The organism is Flavobacterium tagetis, from assembly GCF_016735615.1.
In the GTDB taxonomy this organism is placed as follows: Bacteria; Bacteroidota; Bacteroidia; order Flavobacteriales; family Flavobacteriaceae; genus Flavobacterium; species Flavobacterium tagetis.
This window is the reverse complement of record NZ_JAERSF010000004.1, coordinates 1-18,460: the sequence shown is the minus strand read 5'-3', so window position 1 is coordinate 18,460 and position 18,460 is coordinate 1. Positions and strand designations below refer to the sequence as shown.

Genomic DNA, 18,460 nt, shown 5'->3' with positions numbered 1-18,460 from the left:
ATCTAAAAAAAGCCATTTTCAATTGCCTAAAAAGTTAGACAATTCTTAAAATGAGTAAAAGTACGTAAACCTACTCTTACTAAATTGATTGTTAATGTAATACAAAAATTAAACATAAAAATTTTAGTAAAAAAACATTTTAAATATGACCTAAATATTAATAAATTACTATTATTTTTGCCTTAAAAATAAAAATTTGATAGAATATGAAAAAGATTTTACTTTTACTGGCAGTCCTTTTTAGTTTGCAATTTTCTACTGTTTCAGCTCAAACTCAAATTGATGTTAATGGTGTGACAGTTCCTAGAAAAATAGAATTTCAAGGCAAACCATTACAATTAAACGGAGCAGGCGGAAGATCAAAAATGTGGTTGGAAGTTTATGTTCAAGCACTTTATTTATCACAACTAACTCAAGATCCGCAATTCATTATTGATAGTGATACTGAAATGGCTGTTAGAATCGAAATTACTTCTTCTATGGTTTCTTCAAACAAGCTGACAAAAGCTATGAACACAGGTTTTGAAAAATCTGCGGGAGCAAATCTTGAGCAATTGCGTCCAAGAATTGAGCAGTTAAAAAGTTATTTAAGCGATGCTATTACTGAAAAAGATGTTTTCATTTTAGCATACAATCCGTTAGATCAAAATGTTTATGTGAGTAAAAATGAAGTTCTAAAAGGAAAAATTCCTGGATTCGATTTCAAAAAAGCATTATTCGGAATCTGGCTTTCTGATAAACCAGTAGACGAAACTTTGAAAAAACACTTATTAGGACAATAAATCTTAATTTTTTAAATATTCCGAAAGCCGAAAACCAAATAGTTTTCGGCTTTTCTTTTTTGTTTTATAAATTTGATGCGAAATACATTATTCGCATTATTCTATTTTATACATTTACGCAAAATAAACATATCACAACAAAATGAAAGATTTATTACAACAATTTGAAAACAAAGCACCTGAAATTGTTTTCAATTGGAAAGATTCAGAAACAGAAGCCGAAGGGTGGACTGTTATTAATTCACTTCGTGGAGGAGCTGCGGGTGGAGGAACGAGAATGAGAAAAGGCTTAGACATGAATGAAGTTTTGTCTTTGGCTAAAACTATGGAAGTTAAATTCTCAGTTTCTGGTCCTGCAATTGGAGGAGCTAAATCTGGAATAAATTTTGATCCGAACGATCCTCGCAAAAAAGGTGTTTTGCAACGTTGGTACAAAGCCGTTTCTCCGTTATTGAAAAGCTATTATGGAACTGGAGGAGATTTGAATGTTGATGAGATTCACGAAGTAATTCCAATGACAGAGGAATGTGGTGTTTGGCATCCGCAGGAAGGTGTTTTTAATGGACACTTTAAACCAACAGAAGCAGATAAAATTAATAGAATTGGGCAATTACGTCAAGGTGTAATTAAAGTGATTGAAAACCCAAAATTCTCACCAGACGTTACTAGAAAATATACTGTTGCCGATATGATTACTGGTTTTGGTGTTGCTGAAGCTGTTCGTCATTTTTACGCGACTTATGGCGGAGACATTAAAGGTAAAAAAGCAATCGTGCAAGGTTTTGGAAACGTAGGTTCTGCAGCAGCTTTTTATTTAGCAGAAATGGGTGCGAAAGTTATCGGAATTATTGACCGTGATGGTGGATTAATAAAAGAAGAAGGTTTTTCTTTTGAAGAAATAAGAACTTTGTTTTTAAATAAAGACGGAAATAAATTAGTTGCCGACAATATGATTCCGTTTGAGGAAATCAATTCTAAAATCTGGACAATTGGTGCTAAGATCTTCACTCCTTGTGCTGCTTCAAGATTGGTAACACAAGCTCAAATTGACAGTTTAGTTGCAAACGGATTAGAAGTAATCTCTTGTGGAGCGAATGTTCCTTTTGCTGACAAAGAAATTTTCTTCGGTTCTATTATGGAAGAAGTAGACAGCAAAGTAAGTTTGATTCCTGACTTTATTTCAAACTGCGGAATGGCAAGAGTTTTTGCTTATTTCATGGAGAAAAAAGTTCAAATGACAGATGAGGCAATTTTTAATGATACTTCAGAAATTATCAAAAATGCGATTGTAAAAGCACACGCTTTAAATTCATCTAAAACAAATATCAGTGCAACTGCTTTTGAAATTGCATTGAAACAGTTAGTGTAATTTTTTTATACTTTTATTCTAAACGAGCCACATTATTGTTTGGCTCGTTTTTTTTGTCATAGATTTTTTAACGCAAAGTACGCTAAGGTATTTTAATTTGAAACGCAAGCAATATCTAAATATTAAGTTCGCAAAGCTTTATCTTGACAAAGCTTTGTGAACTTTTAATCTCAAGATTCACTCAAATTTAAGTCAACTAAAACTTTGCGCTTCTTTGCTTTGCGTAAACCTTTGCGTGCTTTGCGTTATAATTTTAAAAAAACTTAGCGCCCTTTGCGATTAAATTCTCTCTTTCATTCTAAACAATTTTTACTACTTTTAAACGTTTTTAAAATAATACATTTCAAAATTTAGTATCTAAATGAGTTCCTCAATTTCTTCAGATCAAAAGAAATCATTGCTATTCACAACAGCTATATATGCAGTAATAATTTTATTGCTGTTTTTTATACGTTTCTGGCCTCCATACAATCCAGAAAATAATGTAGCTCTTGCTGATGGCGGCGGAGGTGGCGGTGGTGTAACCATAAATTTTGGAGACAGCGATTTAGGCTCTGGAGCCAATTATAAAAGTGAAGTTCTGGATGTAAAAAACAACGTAAAACAAGCTCCTGCAAAAGCTACTCCAGAAGAAGAATCGATAATTACACAAGAAAATACAACTGCCGATAATGATGTTGTAATTCCGACAAAAGAGAAACCGAAGAAACCTGTTCCTGTTGAAAAACCGATACAAAAACCTGTACCGGAAAAACCAAAAGTTTCCAACTCAACAAACGATGCATTAGCAAGTATTATGAAGGGTTCGAACAAAGGTGGTGACGGAGACGATAAAGCAGCAGGAAATAAAGGAAAAGCAAACGGGAGTTTAAACTCTAACGGTTACTACGGAAGTGGTGGTTCTGGCGGAGGAACTGGAGGCGGTAACGGAACCGGAAATGGTATTGGCACCGGAAGCGGTTACGGAGCAGGAAGTGGCGGCGGTTCTGGAGGAGGAACTGGATATTCTTTAGGAAACAGAAAAGCATTATCTAAACCTGCACCAAAATATACTTGTAATGAAGAAGGAAAAGTTGTCGTTGAAGTAAGTGTCGACCAAAACGGAAAAACGATAAGTGCAACAGCTGGAATTAAAGGAACTACCAATACCGCAAAATGTTTACTAGATCAAGCAAGAATTGCAGCAATGAATACAAAATGGGAATCTGATAGTGATGCTCCTGCAAAACAAGTTGGAAAAATTATTTATAATTTTAGTTTGGATTAAAAAAACAAATTTCACAGATTTACACTAAATCTGCTATTATAGAAAAAGGCTTTCAGAAATCTGAAAGCCTTTTTTGTTGAACTTGTTTGACTCATTTCTTTCGTTCAGTTTGTCATTTCGACGAAGGAAAAATCTTCGCGAGAAGCTCTACAAAGATTGGATTTTCGTTACGGAGTTACTTGTGGAGATTTCTCCTTCGTCGAAATGACAAGATTGTGGCACATTCCTTAATGCGATTGCTTCGTTCCTCGCAATGACTATTTCGGACTAGTTGCAATTACAAACTTCAAATTGTTCTTTACTCCTATCTGTAAAACATCTACCAAGTCTTGAACTTGCAGATTAAACGGAATTCGAACTACAACAGTTTGCTCTTTATCTGTTCCTATTTTTGACATTAAACTGGTTTCTAGATTTTCAAAATCGACTTCCTGTTTATCAATGTAGAACTTTTTATCTTCGGTAACCGATAAACTAATTAACTGTTTATTGGTCTTTTCATTCGCTTTAGCTTTTGGCAATGTCATCTTAATCACGTTCGGATTTGCCAGTGTTGAGATAATTAAGAAAAACAACAGCAGGAAAAACATGATATCGCTCAAAGATGAAGTCGCAACTTCGGCGTGAAATCTTCTTTTTCTTTTAATAGACATGGCTTATGCTCTTTGAATTATATTGACAAATTCTAAAATCTGTTTCTGAATTTTTAAAGCAAAATTATCAATCTTTCCGTTCAATAAGTGGTAAGCGCTATAAGCAATAATACCCACGATTAATCCAGAACCAGAACTGATCATTTTTTCGTATAAACCTCCAGAAATGTTTCCGATACTAATATTTTCAGTAACCGAAATACTGTAGAAAATTTTAATAACTCCAGAAATCGTTCCGATGAAACCTAGCGTTGGCGCAATACCAGCAATAAGCCCAAGATGACCTAAATGTCTTTCCATTTCGCCAATTTCGATATCGGCAGCGCGGTCCATGTTAGCTTCTATTTCCGAAATTGGTCGTCCAATTACCAAAACACCTTCTTTTAAAATATTTCCAGCTGCAGTATTATTTCTTTCTACTATCGTTCTTGCTAATTCAATGTTTCCAGAATGTAATTTTTCACCAATATCTTGCATTAATCTACTGTCAATTTTAGACGCTCGACTAATGTACATGTAACGTTCAAAAATTAGGTAGATTGTATAAAACAGCAACAACGCGATTGGAATTAAGAACACTCCCCCTTTCATAATGAAACCAAACATTGAAATTTCATTTTGCGGTGCCGCGATCTTTTCGACCACTACATTTGAAGCATTTGCGATTGTATCTGTTTGTAACTGAATAAAAGTAAACATATATTAATTCTGGTTTTTAATAATTAATTCTAAAAAATATTTGAAATTTGCAATAAAGATAATTTTCGCTGTAATATTAAACTACAAAAATCGAAATTTATTTCAATGAACAACCATTTTATCTAAACAAATGAACTATCAAGAGACTACCAATTGGATGTTTAATCAGCTTCCAATGTACCAATTGCAAGGTGCTTCTGCGTATAAAGAAGATTTAACGAATATCAAATTGTTGGCAGCTCATCTTGATAATCCGCAAAACGAGCTAAAATGTATTCATGTAGCGGGAACAAACGGAAAAGGTTCTACTTCGCACATGCTTTCGTCTGTTTTACAAGAAGCAGGCTATAAAGTGGGATTATATACTTCTCCGCACTTGAAAGATTTTAGGGAAAGAATTAAAATAAACGGTAAAGAAATCTCAGAAAAATTCGTGATTGAATTTATCGCAAAACACAAATCTTTTTTTGAAGCCAATGATATGAGTTTCTTTGAAATGTCGGTTGGTTTGGCATTTGATTATTTTGCTGCAGAAAAAGTAGATATTGCCATTATCGAAGTGGGCCTTGGCGGAAGATTGGACGCAACGAATATTATTACGCCTTTGGTTTCGGTCATTACTAATATTGGTTTAGATCATACTCAGTTTTTAGGAAATACTCTAGAAGCAATTGCAGGCGAAAAAGCTGGAATTATTAAACCGAATGTTCCTGTTGTAATTGGCGAATATACAAATGAAACTAAACCTGTTTTTTTGGCTAAAGCCGAACAAAATAATGCGCCTATTTCTTTTGCGTCAGATTTGATTGATCAGATTTATTTGTCTGATTTGATTGGAGATTATCAATTTCACAATAAAAAAACGGTTCAGCAGACGATTTCGATTTTGAATAATGAAACCGATTTTAAAATTTCAGTAGAACAATTGAAAGAAGGTTTATTGCATGTGGTAAAAAATACTGGTTTACAAGGCAGATGGCAACAATTGGGAGAAAACCCAAAAATTGTTTGCGACACGGCACATAACAAACATGGATTATCAGTTGTTATGAATCAGCTTAAAAACGAAAAATTTGAGAAACTGCATATTGTTCTAGGGGTTGTAAATGATAAGGATTTAGAATCGATTTTACCACTTTTCCCAAAAGAGGCAACATATTATTTCTGCCATCCGAATTCGTCACGAGCTTTGCTTGCAGAAACTTTAAAAAATGCGGCTGAAAAATTCAGTTTAATTGGAGAAAAATACGATTCTGTTGAAATCGCTTTCGCGGAAGCAAAGAAAAATGCTTCAGCAAATGATTTTATTTACGTTGGCGGAAGCACTTTTGTTGTTGCCGAATTGCCTTTGGACTAAAATATACTTTTGATTTAGAAAAAAACTTAAAAAATTCATTTTAATAACAAATTCATAAACAAATAGATATAAGTTATTTTTAAAAAAGTTTTATTTTTTATTGTTTTTTGTTTGCAGAACTCAAAAACAGACGTATATTTGCACTCGCAATCACAAACGATAGCAACCTAGTAAAATAGGGCGATTAGCTCAGCTGGTTCAGAGCACCTCGTTTACACCGAGGGGGTCGGGGGTTCGAACCCCTCATCGCCCACAAAAACTCCTTAAGAAATTTAAGGAGTTTTCTTTTAAATAAGAAGACCAAAAAGAATATTTAAAAATTCACAAAAGTTTAAATTTCTTTGCAGAACTCAAAAACAAACGTATATTTGCACTCGCAATCACAAACGATAGCAACCTAGTAAAATAGGGCGATTAGCTCAGCTGGTTCAGAGCACCTCGTTTACACCGAGGGGGTCGGGGGTTCGAACCCCTCATCGCCCACAAAAAACTCCTTAAGAAATTAAGGAGTTTTTTTTATGCCTTTTTTCAAAAAATACTTTTACAAACACGACAAAAAACTTATAAAAATGAAAAATTATATAATAGTAATAATTTCTCTGATCCTAATTTCTTGCAATGGTCAGCAATCGAAAAATCAAGATATCATAACCCAGAAAGATTTAAAAAATGAAAAAATGAAAAAGTACATCTTTTTAAAAGATATGTATGGAGACTCGTACTACCCAAAATTTCTCGTTGACAAAGTAAAGATAATACTTGTCGACCTATGTTTTGAGATCGAGAAAACATCACCAAAAAATCTTGATGAATTCTACAAATTAACACATTCTGCAACAATAAAAATAAACGAATTACAAGATGATTTTTACGAGAATAATAGTGAAATTGAAACTGTTGCAAGAGAATCAATTGGACAAGATTTTGATATTATTTCAAAATCTTACGGATTTGATTCTGATACAGAAGAAATAATCGCACCTAGAGAATGGTAAAAATCAGGGATTAAACTATATTTAAAGATAGTTTTGTGCATAAAATTGCGCATAATAAAAAAACAATTGAGTTCACACAGGAAACTCTCACGCTAGCAATGTTTTCATCAACATTAAAAATTCAAATTATGAGTGAGCTAATAGGATTTAATGTTAGAGTTTATGCCTTTTGCATAAATGAAAATAAAATTTTAGCATTGCATGAAAAATATGCAGGAACACAAATATGCAAATTACCTGGAGGCGGTCTTGAATTTGGAGAAGGCACTATTGAATGTCTTCATCGAGAATTTCATGAAGAACTAAACTTAAAGATTGAAATATTAGATCATCATTATACACAGGAAGATTTCATTGAATCTCGTATCAAAGACAACAAACAGATTCTTAATATTTATTATACTGTCAAAATACTTAACATTAAAGATTTAAATGTTCAAATTCCGGGATTGGAAAAATTAGAATGGATAGATATTGGATCAAAAAACAATCCTTTTGTTTTACAAGCAGATATAATTGCGTTTGATAAATTGAAAGAAAAAGCTACTAATCAAATAAAATAATTTCATTAGACTTTCCTCTTGCCAACAGGTATTTTTATATCTGTCAATATTCTACTTTTGGATTAATTAAAAAACATACATGAGAAACGAAGAAGATTGCTCAAAAATTCATCGATATTTATTTTCTGACATGTATCTGTCTGATAAAGCGATTGAATTATCAAAGAAAGCAACAATTAAACGATTCGCAGATCGCAATAAAGATGAGTTTTATCATAGATACATAAACTGGAAAAGAAAAGAAAACGAAATTATTATTTTTACACTGTATGCTTATGCAGATTTAAAGATAAATAAAGAATTCGATTGCATTTTCAACATTAACGATCCTGATGAGTTTGTTTTTGAGAAATTCACTTTAACTCAATCAATCTATGAAGGCTGGGCACCAACCGATACCGTTGATAACGGTCACAAAAATTTATTAGTTTTTAAATTTGAAAATGAGATCCCTAAAATACTTTTCAAATTACATAAAGAAGAAACTCATGGAGACACGAGACCAAAAGACCACATAAAATTAGGTTTTTGCAACCAAAAAGATTTCGAAGCTATAGCTAATGGTCTTAAAAAATATCATTTGTTAAGAGAAAAATACGGAACAGAATATTGGAAATATGAAGATGAAGAAATAGAAGAGTAAAGCATAAAAAAACTCCATTAGAAATAATGGAGTTTTTTTATATTATTATTTATTCAAATCTTTTTCAATTTCTTTAATAAGCTCAACTGCAAGTGGTTTTGTATTTTCTTTATAAACCCTTATGTTATTTTTACCTAGTTTAACAAGATATGAAAGTGTCTTTTTATATTTTGGATCTGAGTATAATTCTTTTTCTGGTTTATCGGCATTTTCTATTTCTTTATCAAAACACTTAAACAAAAACTCAGTGTACATTTTATCAACTTCATTAGCTGCTGGCACAAATATTTGATAATAGTTTAAGATTTTCTGTTTCAATTTTTCGTCTTCAATATAGCCAAGTTTACCACTTGATTTAAAACTTTCATAATTACCTATCGTCAATGTTTGCCCATGCGAATGAATTGGAAAATTAACTTTACTATTAGATTTATAAATACTGTCAAGTTGAGAAGGCGTTAATGCCAAAATTTTTTCGTAGTCTACGTTTGTCTCTTGATATGCGTGTATTTCTCTGTCGATACTTTCTATATCATTCTTTAAATCATTCTTCAAATTAGCAAGAAACACAGACACTTCTTCTTGCTGGTGTCTATGCTCGCTCCAACCGTGAAGCCATATTGAAAGCGTTACAGCAAAAACGATTATAAATATTTCTATTATGATTTCTTTTACTTTCTCTCCCAATGTGTGTTCTGGTTTTTTTACAGCTTTGTAAATTTTGTTTGAATGTTTGGTTATTTCTTCTTGCATAATTTAGTTTTCTAATTTTAACTTTGGTTGTATTTGTAGCTTATTTTAGTGCATTATTCAATTCTATGAGTTCAAAAGCGAATATAAGACTATTTGCAAAATCTCTTGTTAATTTCTTAAATTCCGTATAAAACTTTTCTTAAATAGTCAAAATAAGAACCATAAAAAAATCCTTAATTTCTTAAGGAGTTCTCTACACGCTTTTAAACTTTAAAATCAATCATTATTACTTTGTATTTTTTCACATACTTTTTCAAGAAGACTTTTGGTTTGTTTAAAATATTTCATTTTATCATCAATCTCTTTTATTTTGGCTTGAAAAAGCTCCAATGTTTCTGGTTTCGAATCTGTTGTCTCGAACCAGCTAATTAATATTTTCTTTATTTCTGCCAAAGTAAACCCCACTTCTCTTGCTTCTATAATAATTTCTAAACGCTCAATAGTATTAGCATCGTAATGTTTATAATTATTAGAAGTCACATTTTCATCAGCCAATCCCTTGATCATTCCTAAATTTTCGTAATATCTAATAGTATGGATTGACAATCCTGTTTTTTTTGATAATTCGTTTACAAGCATAACTATATATTTTTTTTTACAAAACAATAAATCATAGAGTATAGTCTACACTTTATTGTTACAAATATAATAATTGTTTTTATTTATAAGACTTTTAAACACAAGAAATGAAATATAATCAATTTCAAAAGCAGGGAGTTATATCGAATTAAAAATATTTACATAAAAAAGCCCCATTATTTCTAATGGAGCTTTTTGAAATCAACCTAAAATTTTTATTTCAACTTCGTTAGCGCTTTAGAATTTCTTAGCAAAAACACATATTGAAAATAATCAGATGCAGAAGCATCTTTTAAAGGCACAATATTTTCTCCAAAAGCTCTAGATTTTACCGTTATCAAATTTTGTGATTTCAGATAAGGTGAATTTTTCGAATTAAGCTTAAAAAGCGTGATAGATTCTGGTTTGCTCAATTCTTTTAAATCATTAATCCCTTTTACTAACATTAATGGGCCATCAGCGTTTATCCAATCTACTTTTTCATCTTTAGGAGTTGGAAACTGAGGATTTTTTGGAAGATACATTTCGCTGTCAATTGTATAACTTACAAAGCTTGTTACTTTTACTCCCGAATCTTTTAATCCTGCAGCAAAAGTTGCTCTACCCGATTCTGTTATCTTTTGCAGTGTATGAAAATATCCGAAAAGTCCGTAAAACTTTTCATTTTCAAGATGCCTCTTTTTAATTGAATTTTTAAAATTAACTACCATCGCTTCGTCTCTAGAACCTTTAGATTCATCATCAAAATTTTTATCAATTCCGATAACCGTAATTTTCAGAGAATCAGCCAAATTTTGATTGTAATCATGAACAGCGCTCCATTTATCAAATAATTCCTGGCTAGCTTGCTGCGGGATTCTTCTCTTAATAGATTCGACAACTTCTTTCAAAATCGCTTTATTCTTTTGTTTTTCAAGTAAAAAGACACTTAACTTTTTAGCTGTCAAACTATCCATCTCGGCAATATAATATTTGATCCCCTCTTTTTTATTCAAGAAAAAAAGCATTTCTTGATCTATTTTTTGATTATCGGCATAACCATGAATTTCTCCTAATAAAAAAACTTGTGACTTATAAAAATCTGCATCAAACAACTTCTCATTGACAGAAGCTCCTATCTGAACATTATTTTCTGTCAAATACTTTACATTATCATCATCCTTAGATTCTAAAAATAACTTATTGCTGATATACAAATAGGTAACAAAAAGCAAAATAATACTCAACAGACTAATAAACGTGATTTTGATAAATTTTAAAATTTTCTTCATGGTTATGGATTATGGTTGTTTTGATTTTGATGTAAAAGTATTTTTATTCAATACAACATTCAATTTTTATTGACCGAATTGTCATTTCCAGCAGATGAATTGTCTTTTATTTTGAAAATTACTGAATCCATTTTTCGAAGAAACAAACAAAACTACTAGAAATCAAAAACTTACAAATCCCACATCAAAAACACAAAAAACATATTGAATTACACTAGTTTTTATAAGACATTTACAACACTAATTTTTTATTCTTTTGATTAATATCATCAAAAGTTTGAATTAATTGAACCCAAAAAAACAAATACCATTTTATGAAAACAAAATTTTTATCTGCCTTCTTTTTAATTTTATCTATTACAGCATTCGCTCAAGAAAAAGTAAATTTCACAGAAGAATTCAAAAAAGAAAATCAAGGGAAATCTACTGTTGAAATCAACGAAGTAAAAGAGCTTCTAACAATCATGTTGGCTATTACTGATTTTGGTTTAGAAAACGACGATATGTTTGAACAAAAAGGTGATTATTACCAACGAGTTCTCAAACACTTCAAGCCTTATAAAGAGGAAGAAATCATCAAAACGATGAATTCTCTTTTAATGAAAAATCCGCTTGAGTATATTTTCTTTACTGGAAATGCTCAAACCTATTTTTTAAAAAATGATGTTCTTATCCCAAACAATGCCTACATTTTACCTGCCAATAAAGTAGCTAATGTTAAAATTGAAGTAAATCCGATTACGACTTATAAAAAAGAAATCGAAGATTTTGCCAAAAAATCTCATTTTAGTGAATTCTATAATTCTGAAAAAGCTTTTTATGACAAGATAATTTCTGATTATGAGAAATATTCAAATCTTCGCAAACAATGGAATTGGTTAGAAAAGAACTTCGACACAAAAATCGATAGTTATATTGTCTACACTTCTGCATTAATAAATGGCCTTAATTATACTGGAGGCTACGAAAACAACAATTTTCATCTTATAGAAATGGTTTTGCCTACTATACAAAAAGTAGAAGGGCGATCAGAAAAAAATAGTGAAGCTTTTAATACAAGAAGCATGTTTACTGAAATTGATCACAATTATGTCGAAAAGCCGAGTGTAAAACATAAGGAAGAATTAAACATTGCATTGAAAGACAGGGAAAAATGGGTCAATACAAAAGCGTATGGAATTGAATATTATCCTGATGGTTTTAAAGTTTTTAATGAATATATGACTTACGGTGCTTTTATATTATATGCTGAAGAAATATACAAAAATGACCCAAAGCTACTTACCGAAATCAACAATGAGGTAAATGCGGTAATGATTGACAGGGGTTTTATTAAAATGAAAGAATTTAATGAAGAATTGAAAAATATTAGAAATAAAAACAAGAAAAAGAAAATCGATCAGTTATATCCTGAGCTAATCAAATGGTGTAGTTTACAGTAATTGCAAATTTTTGAATAAAAAACTCCATTTTATAAAAATGGAGTTTTTTATTTTTTAGGTCTTGAAAGAATCTTTAGTTTTTCTCGTAAATTCGTTACTCTTGCCAAAAAGAAGAAATCATTGACAATCTTGAAGATTGACATAGAATTAAAAACATTATAAATAAAATGGAAATATTAATAATAACAGGCCCTCCGTATTCTGGAAAAGGTACACAATGTGAAATTTTAAAAGATGAACTCAAATTTGAGCATATTTCGACTGGAGACAGATGCCGTTTGGAAAAACAAAATGAAACAGAAATCGGAAAAATAATGTCTCAATATGAAGAAAAAGGAGATTTGGTTCCTGATTCTATTATGAAAGATCTTTTCAGTAAAATATTGGACGAAAACTTAACCTCAAAAGGAATAATTTTAGATGGCTATCCAAGAACCGAACCACAGGTAAATGATTTACTGGAACTTGTAAAATCTAAAAATCTGGAAATTGGAAAAGTAATTAATATTGATGTTCCGAAAGAAGAACTTCTAAAAAGAGCAAAGAAAAGAGCAGAAACTTCTAACAGAAAAGATGATAAAGATGCTAATATTCATCTTAAAAGAATTAAAGTTTTTGAAAATTCTACCAGACCTGCAATAGAATATATGAAGACAAAGATTAAAGTTTTGACTTTTGACGGAATGGGAACAATTGAAGAAATAACAAAACGAATTAAAGATAATTTATAAAAGAGCATATGAAACCCAAAAACTGCCTAATTTTTCGGATAGTTTTTTAGTTTTACATTTTCAAGCATTAAAACTTATACTTTTCGAATAATTCTTCAGACTTTAAACTAAACTCTTTTATCTTTTCACCGCAAAAATTATAAACTATCACTTTTCCCGATTCTTTGCCTACAACGCAAGTAACCTCGTGTATCTCTTTATCGGTAATTAATAATCTATGGAATTTTTGAAACAGATACTCATCACCTCTTTCAGTTGATTTCATTATAGCTTTTATTAATATTTTTCCATTTTCATCTATAATCTCATCAATCCGTTTAACCTTTTTATGATTAGTTCTTCTAAAGAAGAAATATTTATATCTTGACTTAAATTCAATTCTTTGATTAACTTCTTTTTCTTTACAATTATGACTCGTAATCTCTATATCTTTTGCCTCAATATTTTGAAATAATATAAAAAATAAAACAAATGATAGTAGATTCTTTTTTATCAAACTCATAATTCATTATTTTTTAGAATTTTATCTTACAAGTTTTTGCTTTCTTTTATTATTCAAATAATTTCTAAATGGAATATCATAAACCACCATTACTAAATATGCAAATCCAACCAACAGAATCACAGAAGTTACTATAATCAAAGTCAATTGCGTTGTATCTGGTTTATAATTGGTATAATAATTTCCAAACATCCATAAAACCGCATAATGCGTCATATAAAGCGGATAAGATATTTGGCCAGAAAAGATGCATGCTTTTTTTAATCCAGGTTTTAAGACAGCACCTGCTCCTAAAGAAATTAGCAACGGAAAATATAGCAATACAATCAAAGGTTCTGAAATCCAATTGTATTTAGATGACGGCATAATAAAAGCCAGTAGCAATAAAATAGTTAATCCGCCAAAACCAAGCTTGTTTTTAATAATCCAGTTGGATCTATAAATAAGCAATCCTGCTAAAAAAGAATACGAAATTCTCGCACATCCATCCCAAAAAGTTGGACCACTCCAACCTCCTAACAAATTACCAGAATTATACCCGACATAACAGATCGCAATTGCAGCCACTATAGTTAGTAGCAATAAAAAACTTCTGGCAATTCGGTAAAGGAAAAATGCATAAACGATATTGGCAATATATTCCCAAAACAATGACCATGCTGGCGCATTAAAACTAAATAAATTGAAACCACGATCAGCAATAACCGGAAACGGAATTAAAAATATAGAACAGATAAATGTCAAAATAATTTTTCCTGTGCTGTATAATTCCAAATGACCTCCAAAAGGATCAAATAAAAACGCTAGCAATCCTAATATTGATCCTGCAATAACCAACGGATGTAGCCTTATAATTCTAGATATAAAAAAATTACGAAGCCCCATTTTTGCAATACGATCATCATAAGCATATCCGATTACAAATCCCGAAAGACAAAAGAAAAAATCAACCGCTAGAAATCCGTGTCCAATAAAATTTTGACTCGGATCGGTAAAAATCCATTCCATAAAATGAAACACAACAACAGCAAAAGCTGCGATACCTCTTAATCCGTCTAAAATTTCAAAATGCTGTTTTGTTTCAAGAACTGCTGTAGTTGATTGGCTTGTACTCATTAGATTGTAGTATACTTAATAAATTAGGTAATTTGGTGACGTTGCAAGTTCTACAAATAAATATTCAAATCAAAATCAGATTTATTAGATTCAACTGTTAAAATGTTTGAAGTTTCACATTTAAATAACTTTTTACGTTTTTTCACAGAATGCTTTTTTCCTAATTTTGCTAAAAATCAAATTTATCATGAGTTTTAAAGGTTGTCTTCCTCCTCCATAAATATTAATACTCTTCTTTAGTATTGACACTTGACTGAATCTTCAGTCCGATTTCTTGTGTCTTTACCTCAATTACATTATTAATATTCAAAATATATCCTTCAAAAAAGGATAGACAACTTCTTATGAAAAAGTCTTATTTGATACTGCATTCCGCAGTTTTACTTGCTGGTTTTACTGGCGTTTTCGGAAAACTTATTTCTCTTAACGAAATCACTTTAGTTTGGTATAGAGTATTCTTTGCCTCGATTATTCTATTTTTTATTCTAAAAATATACAACCTGAAAATGCTGAAGTCATTTTCTGAAGCGCTAAAAATCTCTAAGGCTGGAGTATTGATTACTATACACTGGATTTTCTTTTATGCCAGCATTAAATATTCTAACATATCAATTGGTGTGGTTTGTTACTGCCTGACTAGCTTTTTTACTGCTTTTTTTGAACCAATTCTCAATAAAAAGAAATTTAATCTAGCTCAAGTTTTACTAAGCATGCTCACCTTATTAGGAATAAGTCTAATTTTCCATTTTGATTCTTCTTACCAACTTGGAATTTTACTTGGAGTAATTTCTTCAGCATTTGCAGCCTTGTATACTATTTACAATGAAAGACTGGTACAATTTTACGATAGCAAACTCATTAATTTTTATCAGATGCTCGGCGGAACTTTAGTATTAGGACTTGCTCTGCCATTTTATTTTTATAATTTTCCAGAGCAGATCTTCATTCCAAGTTTAAAAGACATTTTCTATTTATTGATTTTAGCTTCATGCTGTACGGTTGCTCTTTATGTAATGTTTGCAGAATCACTCAAAAAGATTCCTGCGTTTACTATAAATCTAACATTCAACTTAGAGCCAATTTATTCGATAATATTAGCCTTTTTATTTTTTAATGAAGGGCAATCGGTCAATTTCTCTTTTTATATTGGAATAAGTTTAGTGATGACTTCAGTTTTATTTCAATCTATCATTTCTATTAGAAAGAAAAATACCATTCAACAGCAAATTTCTTAGAACTATAAAAACAAAAAACTCCTTTTATTCAAAGGAGTTTTTCTTTCTATCAATATTTCCTTAATCGTTCAATCCTTTCCCGTCCAAAATTCTCGAAATATTTTTCTCTACTCTAGCTTCTCTGGTTTTAGATTGTTTAGGTTGAGAAAAATGAAGTAAATATGCTCGCTGTCTTCCAGGAGTTAAAGCGTAAAAAGCTCTCTTAAAATCGACATCAGAATCAAATTTATTCTGAAGTTCTTCAGCAATTTCAAATTCAGAAACTTTTTTCAGTTCTACTTTTTGCCCAGATTTCTCAATTTCAGCAGCTTCAAAAATATACTTTTTCAGAATTTCCTTTTTAGCTAAAACATCTTCAACATTAGTAAATCGCACTTGACGAGCCGCCTGAACATTATCTGACTGCTGAATCAAAACATTATCGGGATCTTTCATTAAAGCACCTTTGAAAAATAAAAAAGCACAATATTCTTTAAAATAATGAATTAAAACAATATTAGCCTTTTCGAAAGTATAACAAGGAGATCCCCATTTCAATTCTTCAGACAAATGACAGTCTAAAACAATTTCTCTCATTTGTTCGATTTCGTCCTTCCACTTTTCTGCCTTTTCAAAATAAAAGTCAACCTTAGAATTTGTACTATATTTTGTCATTGATGGGTTTATTTATTAAACATATAAATTTAGTGTTTTTATATATTTAAAATTCAAGACCTTTAATAATTCCTCTTTTAGATTGACGAACAAAATTTAAAATCTTGATCTTTTCATCAGTATCTTCAAACGTTTCTTCAATTAATTCTAAAGCAAATTTAGTATTTCTCTTCTCTTGAAATAAAATCCTATAAATTGATCGAAGCTCATCAATTTTGCGAGAGTCAAACCCTCTTCTTTTTAAGCCAATAGTATTTACCCCTGAAAACCTCAAAGGCTCATGAGCCGCAACAATGTAAGGTGGAACATCCTTAACTACTCGACTCAAACCGCTAATCATTGCATGTTCACCTATAATCGAAAATTGGTGTATTGCAGTCAATCCGCTTATATTTACCCAATCTTCAACACATACTTCACCAGCCATTCCAACACTAAAACCTATAATACAATTATTGCCAATTGTACAATCATGGCCAATATGAGCATTAGACATAATGAGATTAGAATTGCCAATACAAGTTTTTCCTTTAGAAACTGTCCCTTTATTAATTGTTACAAATTCTCTAATTATATTGCTATCCCCAATTTCTAAGAGAGTATATTCACCCTTATATTTCAAATCCTGTGGCAAACCGCCCAAAACTGCATTTGAATGAATCTGACAATTTTCTCCAATCCTTGACCCACTTAGAATCGTGACATTGTTTCCTATTTGGGTATTACTACCAATAATAACATCGTGTTCAATCGTTACACCATTTCCTATATAAACATTATCTCCAAGAAAAGCATTATTATGAATAAAAGTATTTTTCAATTCCTATAATTTTAATTAGATACAAAAATTGAAAAACTTTAAATACTTTTTATTGATGTAATATCAAATAATTGATGCTCGAATTCTACTTAAAGTTTCTTGACTTACACCAATTAATGATGCAATGTGCTTTAATTTGGCCTTTTTAATAATTTGGGGAAATGATTCTAAAAGCAATAAGTACTTTTTCTCTGCAGTCATTAATCGAAATAAGTGATTAAATTCATTTATATTAGAAAGATAATATCGAAGTTGCTTAATGTGAAACTTTACAAATAACGGATATTCTAATAAAACCTGCTCAGCTGAATAAGACAGAGAATATACAATTGTATCCTCGCAAGTTTGAAAATTCTCGTAAGATGGTTTTTGCTCAAAAAAACTGCTCATTGAAGTTACAAATTGATTCTCTGTGTAAATCCACTTCGTAACTTCTGCCCCATCTTCGATGCAAAACCTTCGAACCGCTCCTGATTTTATAAAATAGATTTTGTTACAAATCTTTCCTTCAACTATAATAAATTGATCTTTTCGAAAAGTTTCTTTGATAAAACTCCTTTTTATAGCAACCTCTGTTTCCACATCTAATTCTTGAAAACTATTTATAATCTGAATTAGCTCTTCCATTTATTTTATTTTCATGATAGATCAAATTTAAAACGAAATTAATACAAAAACTAAACTCGATCGAGAAACTGCAATTTTTAGCTTATTACAATAGTTTTAAAGAACTATTAATAAAAAACTGACGAAGTTACTTGTAAACTAAAAATTAATGTAAATTAAAAGACAAAAATCAACTACAAGAATAAATAGTTTTATTTCTTTGGCGTTTCCCTCTGGGCCGTGCTGTCCGCTGTATCTTTTGCGGTTGGATGTCTGCGGGGAAGAGAAGCCCTGCATACTCCGCAAAAGGATGCCGCTTCCATCACTAACGCGGCTGGCTGAGACAGCTTTTTCCAAAATCATATAAAAACAGAAAACCCCATCCGAATTGGATAGGGTTTTCAAAAGAAAGGCGACGACATA

Annotated in this window: 21 protein-coding genes and 2 tRNA genes; 12 read left to right on the top strand and 11 right to left on the bottom strand. The window is 30.9% G+C overall.

The features are described from left to right. Positions 1-206: 206 nt before the first annotated feature. The 3 genes from JI750_RS17765 to JI750_RS17755 all read left to right on the top strand — a co-directional run bounded on the left by JI750_RS17765 (position 207) and on the right by JI750_RS17755 (position 3,418). The gene (locus tag JI750_RS17765; RefSeq protein ID WP_111364538.1) at positions 207-782 is read left to right on the top strand and encodes a chalcone isomerase family protein; all 576 of its coding nucleotides are present in this window, start codon (positions 207-209) and stop codon (positions 780-782) included. Between the two features lie 142 nt (positions 783-924). Next, positions 925-2,151, top strand: coding sequence for a Glu/Leu/Phe/Val dehydrogenase dimerization domain-containing protein (locus JI750_RS17760; protein ID WP_202005302.1), 1,227 nt, complete (start codon positions 925-927; stop codon positions 2,149-2,151). 361 nt (positions 2,152-2,512) lie between these two features. Next, positions 2,513-3,418 carry an energy transducer TonB gene (locus tag JI750_RS17755; RefSeq protein ID WP_202005299.1) on the top strand — a complete coding sequence of 302 codons (906 nt, stop codon included), beginning with the start codon at positions 2,513-2,515 and terminating at the stop codon, positions 3,416-3,418. A 257-nt stretch (positions 3,419-3,675) separates the two neighbouring features. On the opposite strand, the gene JI750_RS17750 is transcribed toward JI750_RS17755, so the two are convergent. Then, a complete protein-coding gene (locus tag JI750_RS17750) occupies positions 3,676-4,071 on the bottom strand; it encodes an ExbD/TolR family protein (protein ID WP_008464192.1) in 396 nt (131 codons plus the stop codon). A 3-nt stretch (positions 4,072-4,074) separates the two neighbouring features. Next, entirely contained in the window at positions 4,075-4,770 is a 696-nt protein-coding gene (locus tag JI750_RS17745) for a MotA/TolQ/ExbB proton channel family protein (protein WP_202005296.1), read from the bottom strand. A gap of 130 nt (positions 4,771-4,900) precedes the next feature. On the opposite strand from JI750_RS17745, the gene JI750_RS17740 reads away from it, so the two are divergent. From JI750_RS17740 to JI750_RS17715, 6 genes are all read left to right on the top strand, one after another. Beyond that, the gene (locus tag JI750_RS17740; RefSeq protein WP_202005294.1) at positions 4,901-6,127 is read left to right on the top strand and encodes a bifunctional folylpolyglutamate synthase/dihydrofolate synthase; all 1,227 of its coding nucleotides are present in this window, start codon (positions 4,901-4,903) and stop codon (positions 6,125-6,127) included. Positions 6,128-6,305: 178 nt separating this feature from the next. Then, positions 6,306-6,380, top strand: a tRNA-Val gene (locus JI750_RS17735). A gap of 155 nt (positions 6,381-6,535) precedes the next feature. Next, positions 6,536-6,610, top strand: a tRNA-Val gene (locus tag JI750_RS17730). Between the two features lie 194 nt (positions 6,611-6,804). Next, positions 6,805-7,122: a DUF5713 family protein gene (locus JI750_RS17725; RefSeq protein WP_202005291.1), complete on the top strand. Its 318-nt coding sequence runs from the start codon at positions 6,805-6,807 to the stop codon at positions 7,120-7,122. Positions 7,123-7,250: 128 nt separating this feature from the next. Further along, positions 7,251-7,685 (top strand): NUDIX domain-containing protein, encoded by a 435-nt coding sequence (locus JI750_RS17720; protein WP_202005288.1) that lies wholly within the window; start codon positions 7,251-7,253, stop codon positions 7,683-7,685. 79 nt (positions 7,686-7,764) lie between these two features. Beyond that, entirely contained in the window at positions 7,765-8,328 is a 564-nt protein-coding gene (locus JI750_RS17715; RefSeq protein WP_202005285.1) for a hypothetical protein, read from the top strand. 45 nt (positions 8,329-8,373) lie between these two features. On the opposite strand, the gene JI750_RS17710 is transcribed toward JI750_RS17715, so the two are convergent. The 3 genes from JI750_RS17710 to JI750_RS17700 all read right to left on the bottom strand — a co-directional run bounded on the left by JI750_RS17710 (position 8,374) and on the right by JI750_RS17700 (position 10,931). Continuing rightward, on the bottom strand, positions 8,374-9,081 hold the full coding sequence (locus tag JI750_RS17710) for a DUF6090 family protein (protein WP_202005282.1): 708 nt from the start codon (positions 9,079-9,081) through the stop codon (positions 8,374-8,376). Positions 9,082-9,297: 216 nt separating this feature from the next. Next, positions 9,298-9,660 (bottom strand): MerR family transcriptional regulator, encoded by a 363-nt coding sequence (locus tag JI750_RS17705; RefSeq protein WP_202005279.1) that lies wholly within the window; start codon positions 9,658-9,660, stop codon positions 9,298-9,300. Between the two features lie 215 nt (positions 9,661-9,875). Beyond that, positions 9,876-10,931, bottom strand: coding sequence for a hypothetical protein (locus tag JI750_RS17700; protein WP_202005276.1), 1,056 nt, complete (start codon positions 10,929-10,931; stop codon positions 9,876-9,878). A 314-nt stretch (positions 10,932-11,245) separates the two neighbouring features. Here JI750_RS17700 and JI750_RS17695 point away from each other — a divergent pair, with 314 nt between their 5' ends. Together JI750_RS17695 and JI750_RS17690 are read left to right on the top strand one after the other, a co-directional pair. Then, positions 11,246-12,373 (top strand): DUF4932 domain-containing protein, encoded by a 1,128-nt coding sequence (locus tag JI750_RS17695; RefSeq protein WP_202005273.1) that lies wholly within the window; start codon positions 11,246-11,248, stop codon positions 12,371-12,373. 167 nt (positions 12,374-12,540) lie between these two features. Then, on the top strand, positions 12,541-13,104 hold the full coding sequence (locus JI750_RS17690; RefSeq protein WP_202005270.1) for an adenylate kinase family protein: 564 nt from the start codon (positions 12,541-12,543) through the stop codon (positions 13,102-13,104). Positions 13,105-13,171: 67 nt separating this feature from the next. Here the strand turns inward: JI750_RS17690 and JI750_RS17685 are convergent, their stop codons facing one another. Beyond that, on the bottom strand, positions 13,172-13,606 hold the full coding sequence (locus tag JI750_RS17685) for a hypothetical protein (protein WP_202005267.1): 435 nt from the start codon (positions 13,604-13,606) through the stop codon (positions 13,172-13,174). A 21-nt stretch (positions 13,607-13,627) separates the two neighbouring features. Further along, positions 13,628-14,722 carry an acyltransferase family protein gene (locus JI750_RS17680; protein WP_202005265.1) on the bottom strand — a complete coding sequence of 365 codons (1,095 nt, stop codon included), beginning with the start codon at positions 14,720-14,722 and terminating at the stop codon, positions 13,628-13,630. A 344-nt stretch (positions 14,723-15,066) separates the two neighbouring features. On the opposite strand from JI750_RS17680, the gene JI750_RS17675 reads away from it, so the two are divergent. After that, the gene (locus JI750_RS17675; protein ID WP_202005262.1) at positions 15,067-15,957 is read left to right on the top strand and encodes a DMT family transporter; all 891 of its coding nucleotides are present in this window, start codon (positions 15,067-15,069) and stop codon (positions 15,955-15,957) included. A 60-nt stretch (positions 15,958-16,017) separates the two neighbouring features. On the opposite strand, the gene JI750_RS17670 is transcribed toward JI750_RS17675, so the two are convergent. The 4 genes from JI750_RS17670 to JI750_RS22065 all read right to left on the bottom strand — a co-directional run. Further along, positions 16,018-16,611: a YdeI/OmpD-associated family protein gene (locus tag JI750_RS17670; protein WP_202005259.1), complete on the bottom strand. Its 594-nt coding sequence runs from the start codon at positions 16,609-16,611 to the stop codon at positions 16,018-16,020. A gap of 46 nt (positions 16,612-16,657) precedes the next feature. Next, positions 16,658-17,431, bottom strand: a complete 774-nt coding sequence (lpxA, locus tag JI750_RS17665) for an acyl-ACP--UDP-N-acetylglucosamine O-acyltransferase (RefSeq protein ID WP_202005256.1) — start codon at positions 17,429-17,431, stop codon at positions 16,658-16,660. 63 nt (positions 17,432-17,494) lie between these two features. Continuing rightward, positions 17,495-18,058: a Crp/Fnr family transcriptional regulator gene (locus tag JI750_RS17660; protein ID WP_202005253.1), complete on the bottom strand. Its 564-nt coding sequence runs from the start codon at positions 18,056-18,058 to the stop codon at positions 17,495-17,497. Between the two features lie 138 nt (positions 18,059-18,196). Next, a partial coding sequence (locus tag JI750_RS22065; RefSeq protein WP_236673089.1) for a hypothetical protein occupies positions 18,197-18,460 on the bottom strand: 264 nt, incomplete at its 5' end.

Excerpts from the sequence above, each read along its gene's own strand:
- JI750_RS17765 (WP_111364538.1), top strand. The coding sequence starts at position 207 with ATGAAAAAGATTTTACTTTTACTGGCAGTCCTTTTTAGTTTGCAATTT.
- JI750_RS17760 (WP_202005302.1), top strand. The coding sequence starts at position 925 with ATGAAAGATTTATTACAACAATTTGAAAACAAAGCACCTGAAATTGTT.
- JI750_RS17755 (WP_202005299.1), top strand. The coding sequence starts at position 2,513 with ATGAGTTCCTCAATTTCTTCAGATCAAAAGAAATCATTGCTATTCACA.
- JI750_RS17750 (WP_008464192.1), bottom strand. The coding sequence starts at position 4,071 with ATGTCTATTAAAAGAAAAAGAAGATTTCACGCCGAAGTTGCGACTTCA.
- JI750_RS17745 (WP_202005296.1), bottom strand. The coding sequence starts at position 4,770 with ATGTTTACTTTTATTCAGTTACAAACAGATACAATCGCAAATGCTTCA.
- JI750_RS17740 (WP_202005294.1), top strand. The coding sequence starts at position 4,901 with ATGAACTATCAAGAGACTACCAATTGGATGTTTAATCAGCTTCCAATG.
- JI750_RS17725 (WP_202005291.1), top strand. The coding sequence starts at position 6,805 with ATGAAAAAGTACATCTTTTTAAAAGATATGTATGGAGACTCGTACTAC.
- JI750_RS17720 (WP_202005288.1), top strand. The coding sequence starts at position 7,251 with ATGAGTGAGCTAATAGGATTTAATGTTAGAGTTTATGCCTTTTGCATA.
- JI750_RS17715 (WP_202005285.1), top strand. The coding sequence starts at position 7,765 with ATGAGAAACGAAGAAGATTGCTCAAAAATTCATCGATATTTATTTTCT.
- JI750_RS17710 (WP_202005282.1), bottom strand. The coding sequence starts at position 9,081 with ATGCAAGAAGAAATAACCAAACATTCAAACAAAATTTACAAAGCTGTA.
- JI750_RS17705 (WP_202005279.1), bottom strand. The coding sequence starts at position 9,660 with ATGCTTGTAAACGAATTATCAAAAAAAACAGGATTGTCAATCCATACT.
- JI750_RS17700 (WP_202005276.1), bottom strand. The coding sequence starts at position 10,931 with ATGAAGAAAATTTTAAAATTTATCAAAATCACGTTTATTAGTCTGTTG.
- JI750_RS17695 (WP_202005273.1), top strand. The coding sequence starts at position 11,246 with ATGAAAACAAAATTTTTATCTGCCTTCTTTTTAATTTTATCTATTACA.
- JI750_RS17690 (WP_202005270.1), top strand. The coding sequence starts at position 12,541 with ATGGAAATATTAATAATAACAGGCCCTCCGTATTCTGGAAAAGGTACA.
- JI750_RS17685 (WP_202005267.1), bottom strand. The coding sequence starts at position 13,606 with ATGAGTTTGATAAAAAAGAATCTACTATCATTTGTTTTATTTTTTATA.
- JI750_RS17680 (WP_202005265.1), bottom strand. The coding sequence starts at position 14,722 with ATGAGTACAAGCCAATCAACTACAGCAGTTCTTGAAACAAAACAGCAT.
- JI750_RS17675 (WP_202005262.1), top strand. The coding sequence starts at position 15,067 with ATGAAAAAGTCTTATTTGATACTGCATTCCGCAGTTTTACTTGCTGGT.
- JI750_RS17670 (WP_202005259.1), bottom strand. The coding sequence starts at position 16,611 with ATGACAAAATATAGTACAAATTCTAAGGTTGACTTTTATTTTGAAAAG.
- JI750_RS17660 (WP_202005253.1), bottom strand. The coding sequence starts at position 18,058 with ATGGAAGAGCTAATTCAGATTATAAATAGTTTTCAAGAATTAGATGTG.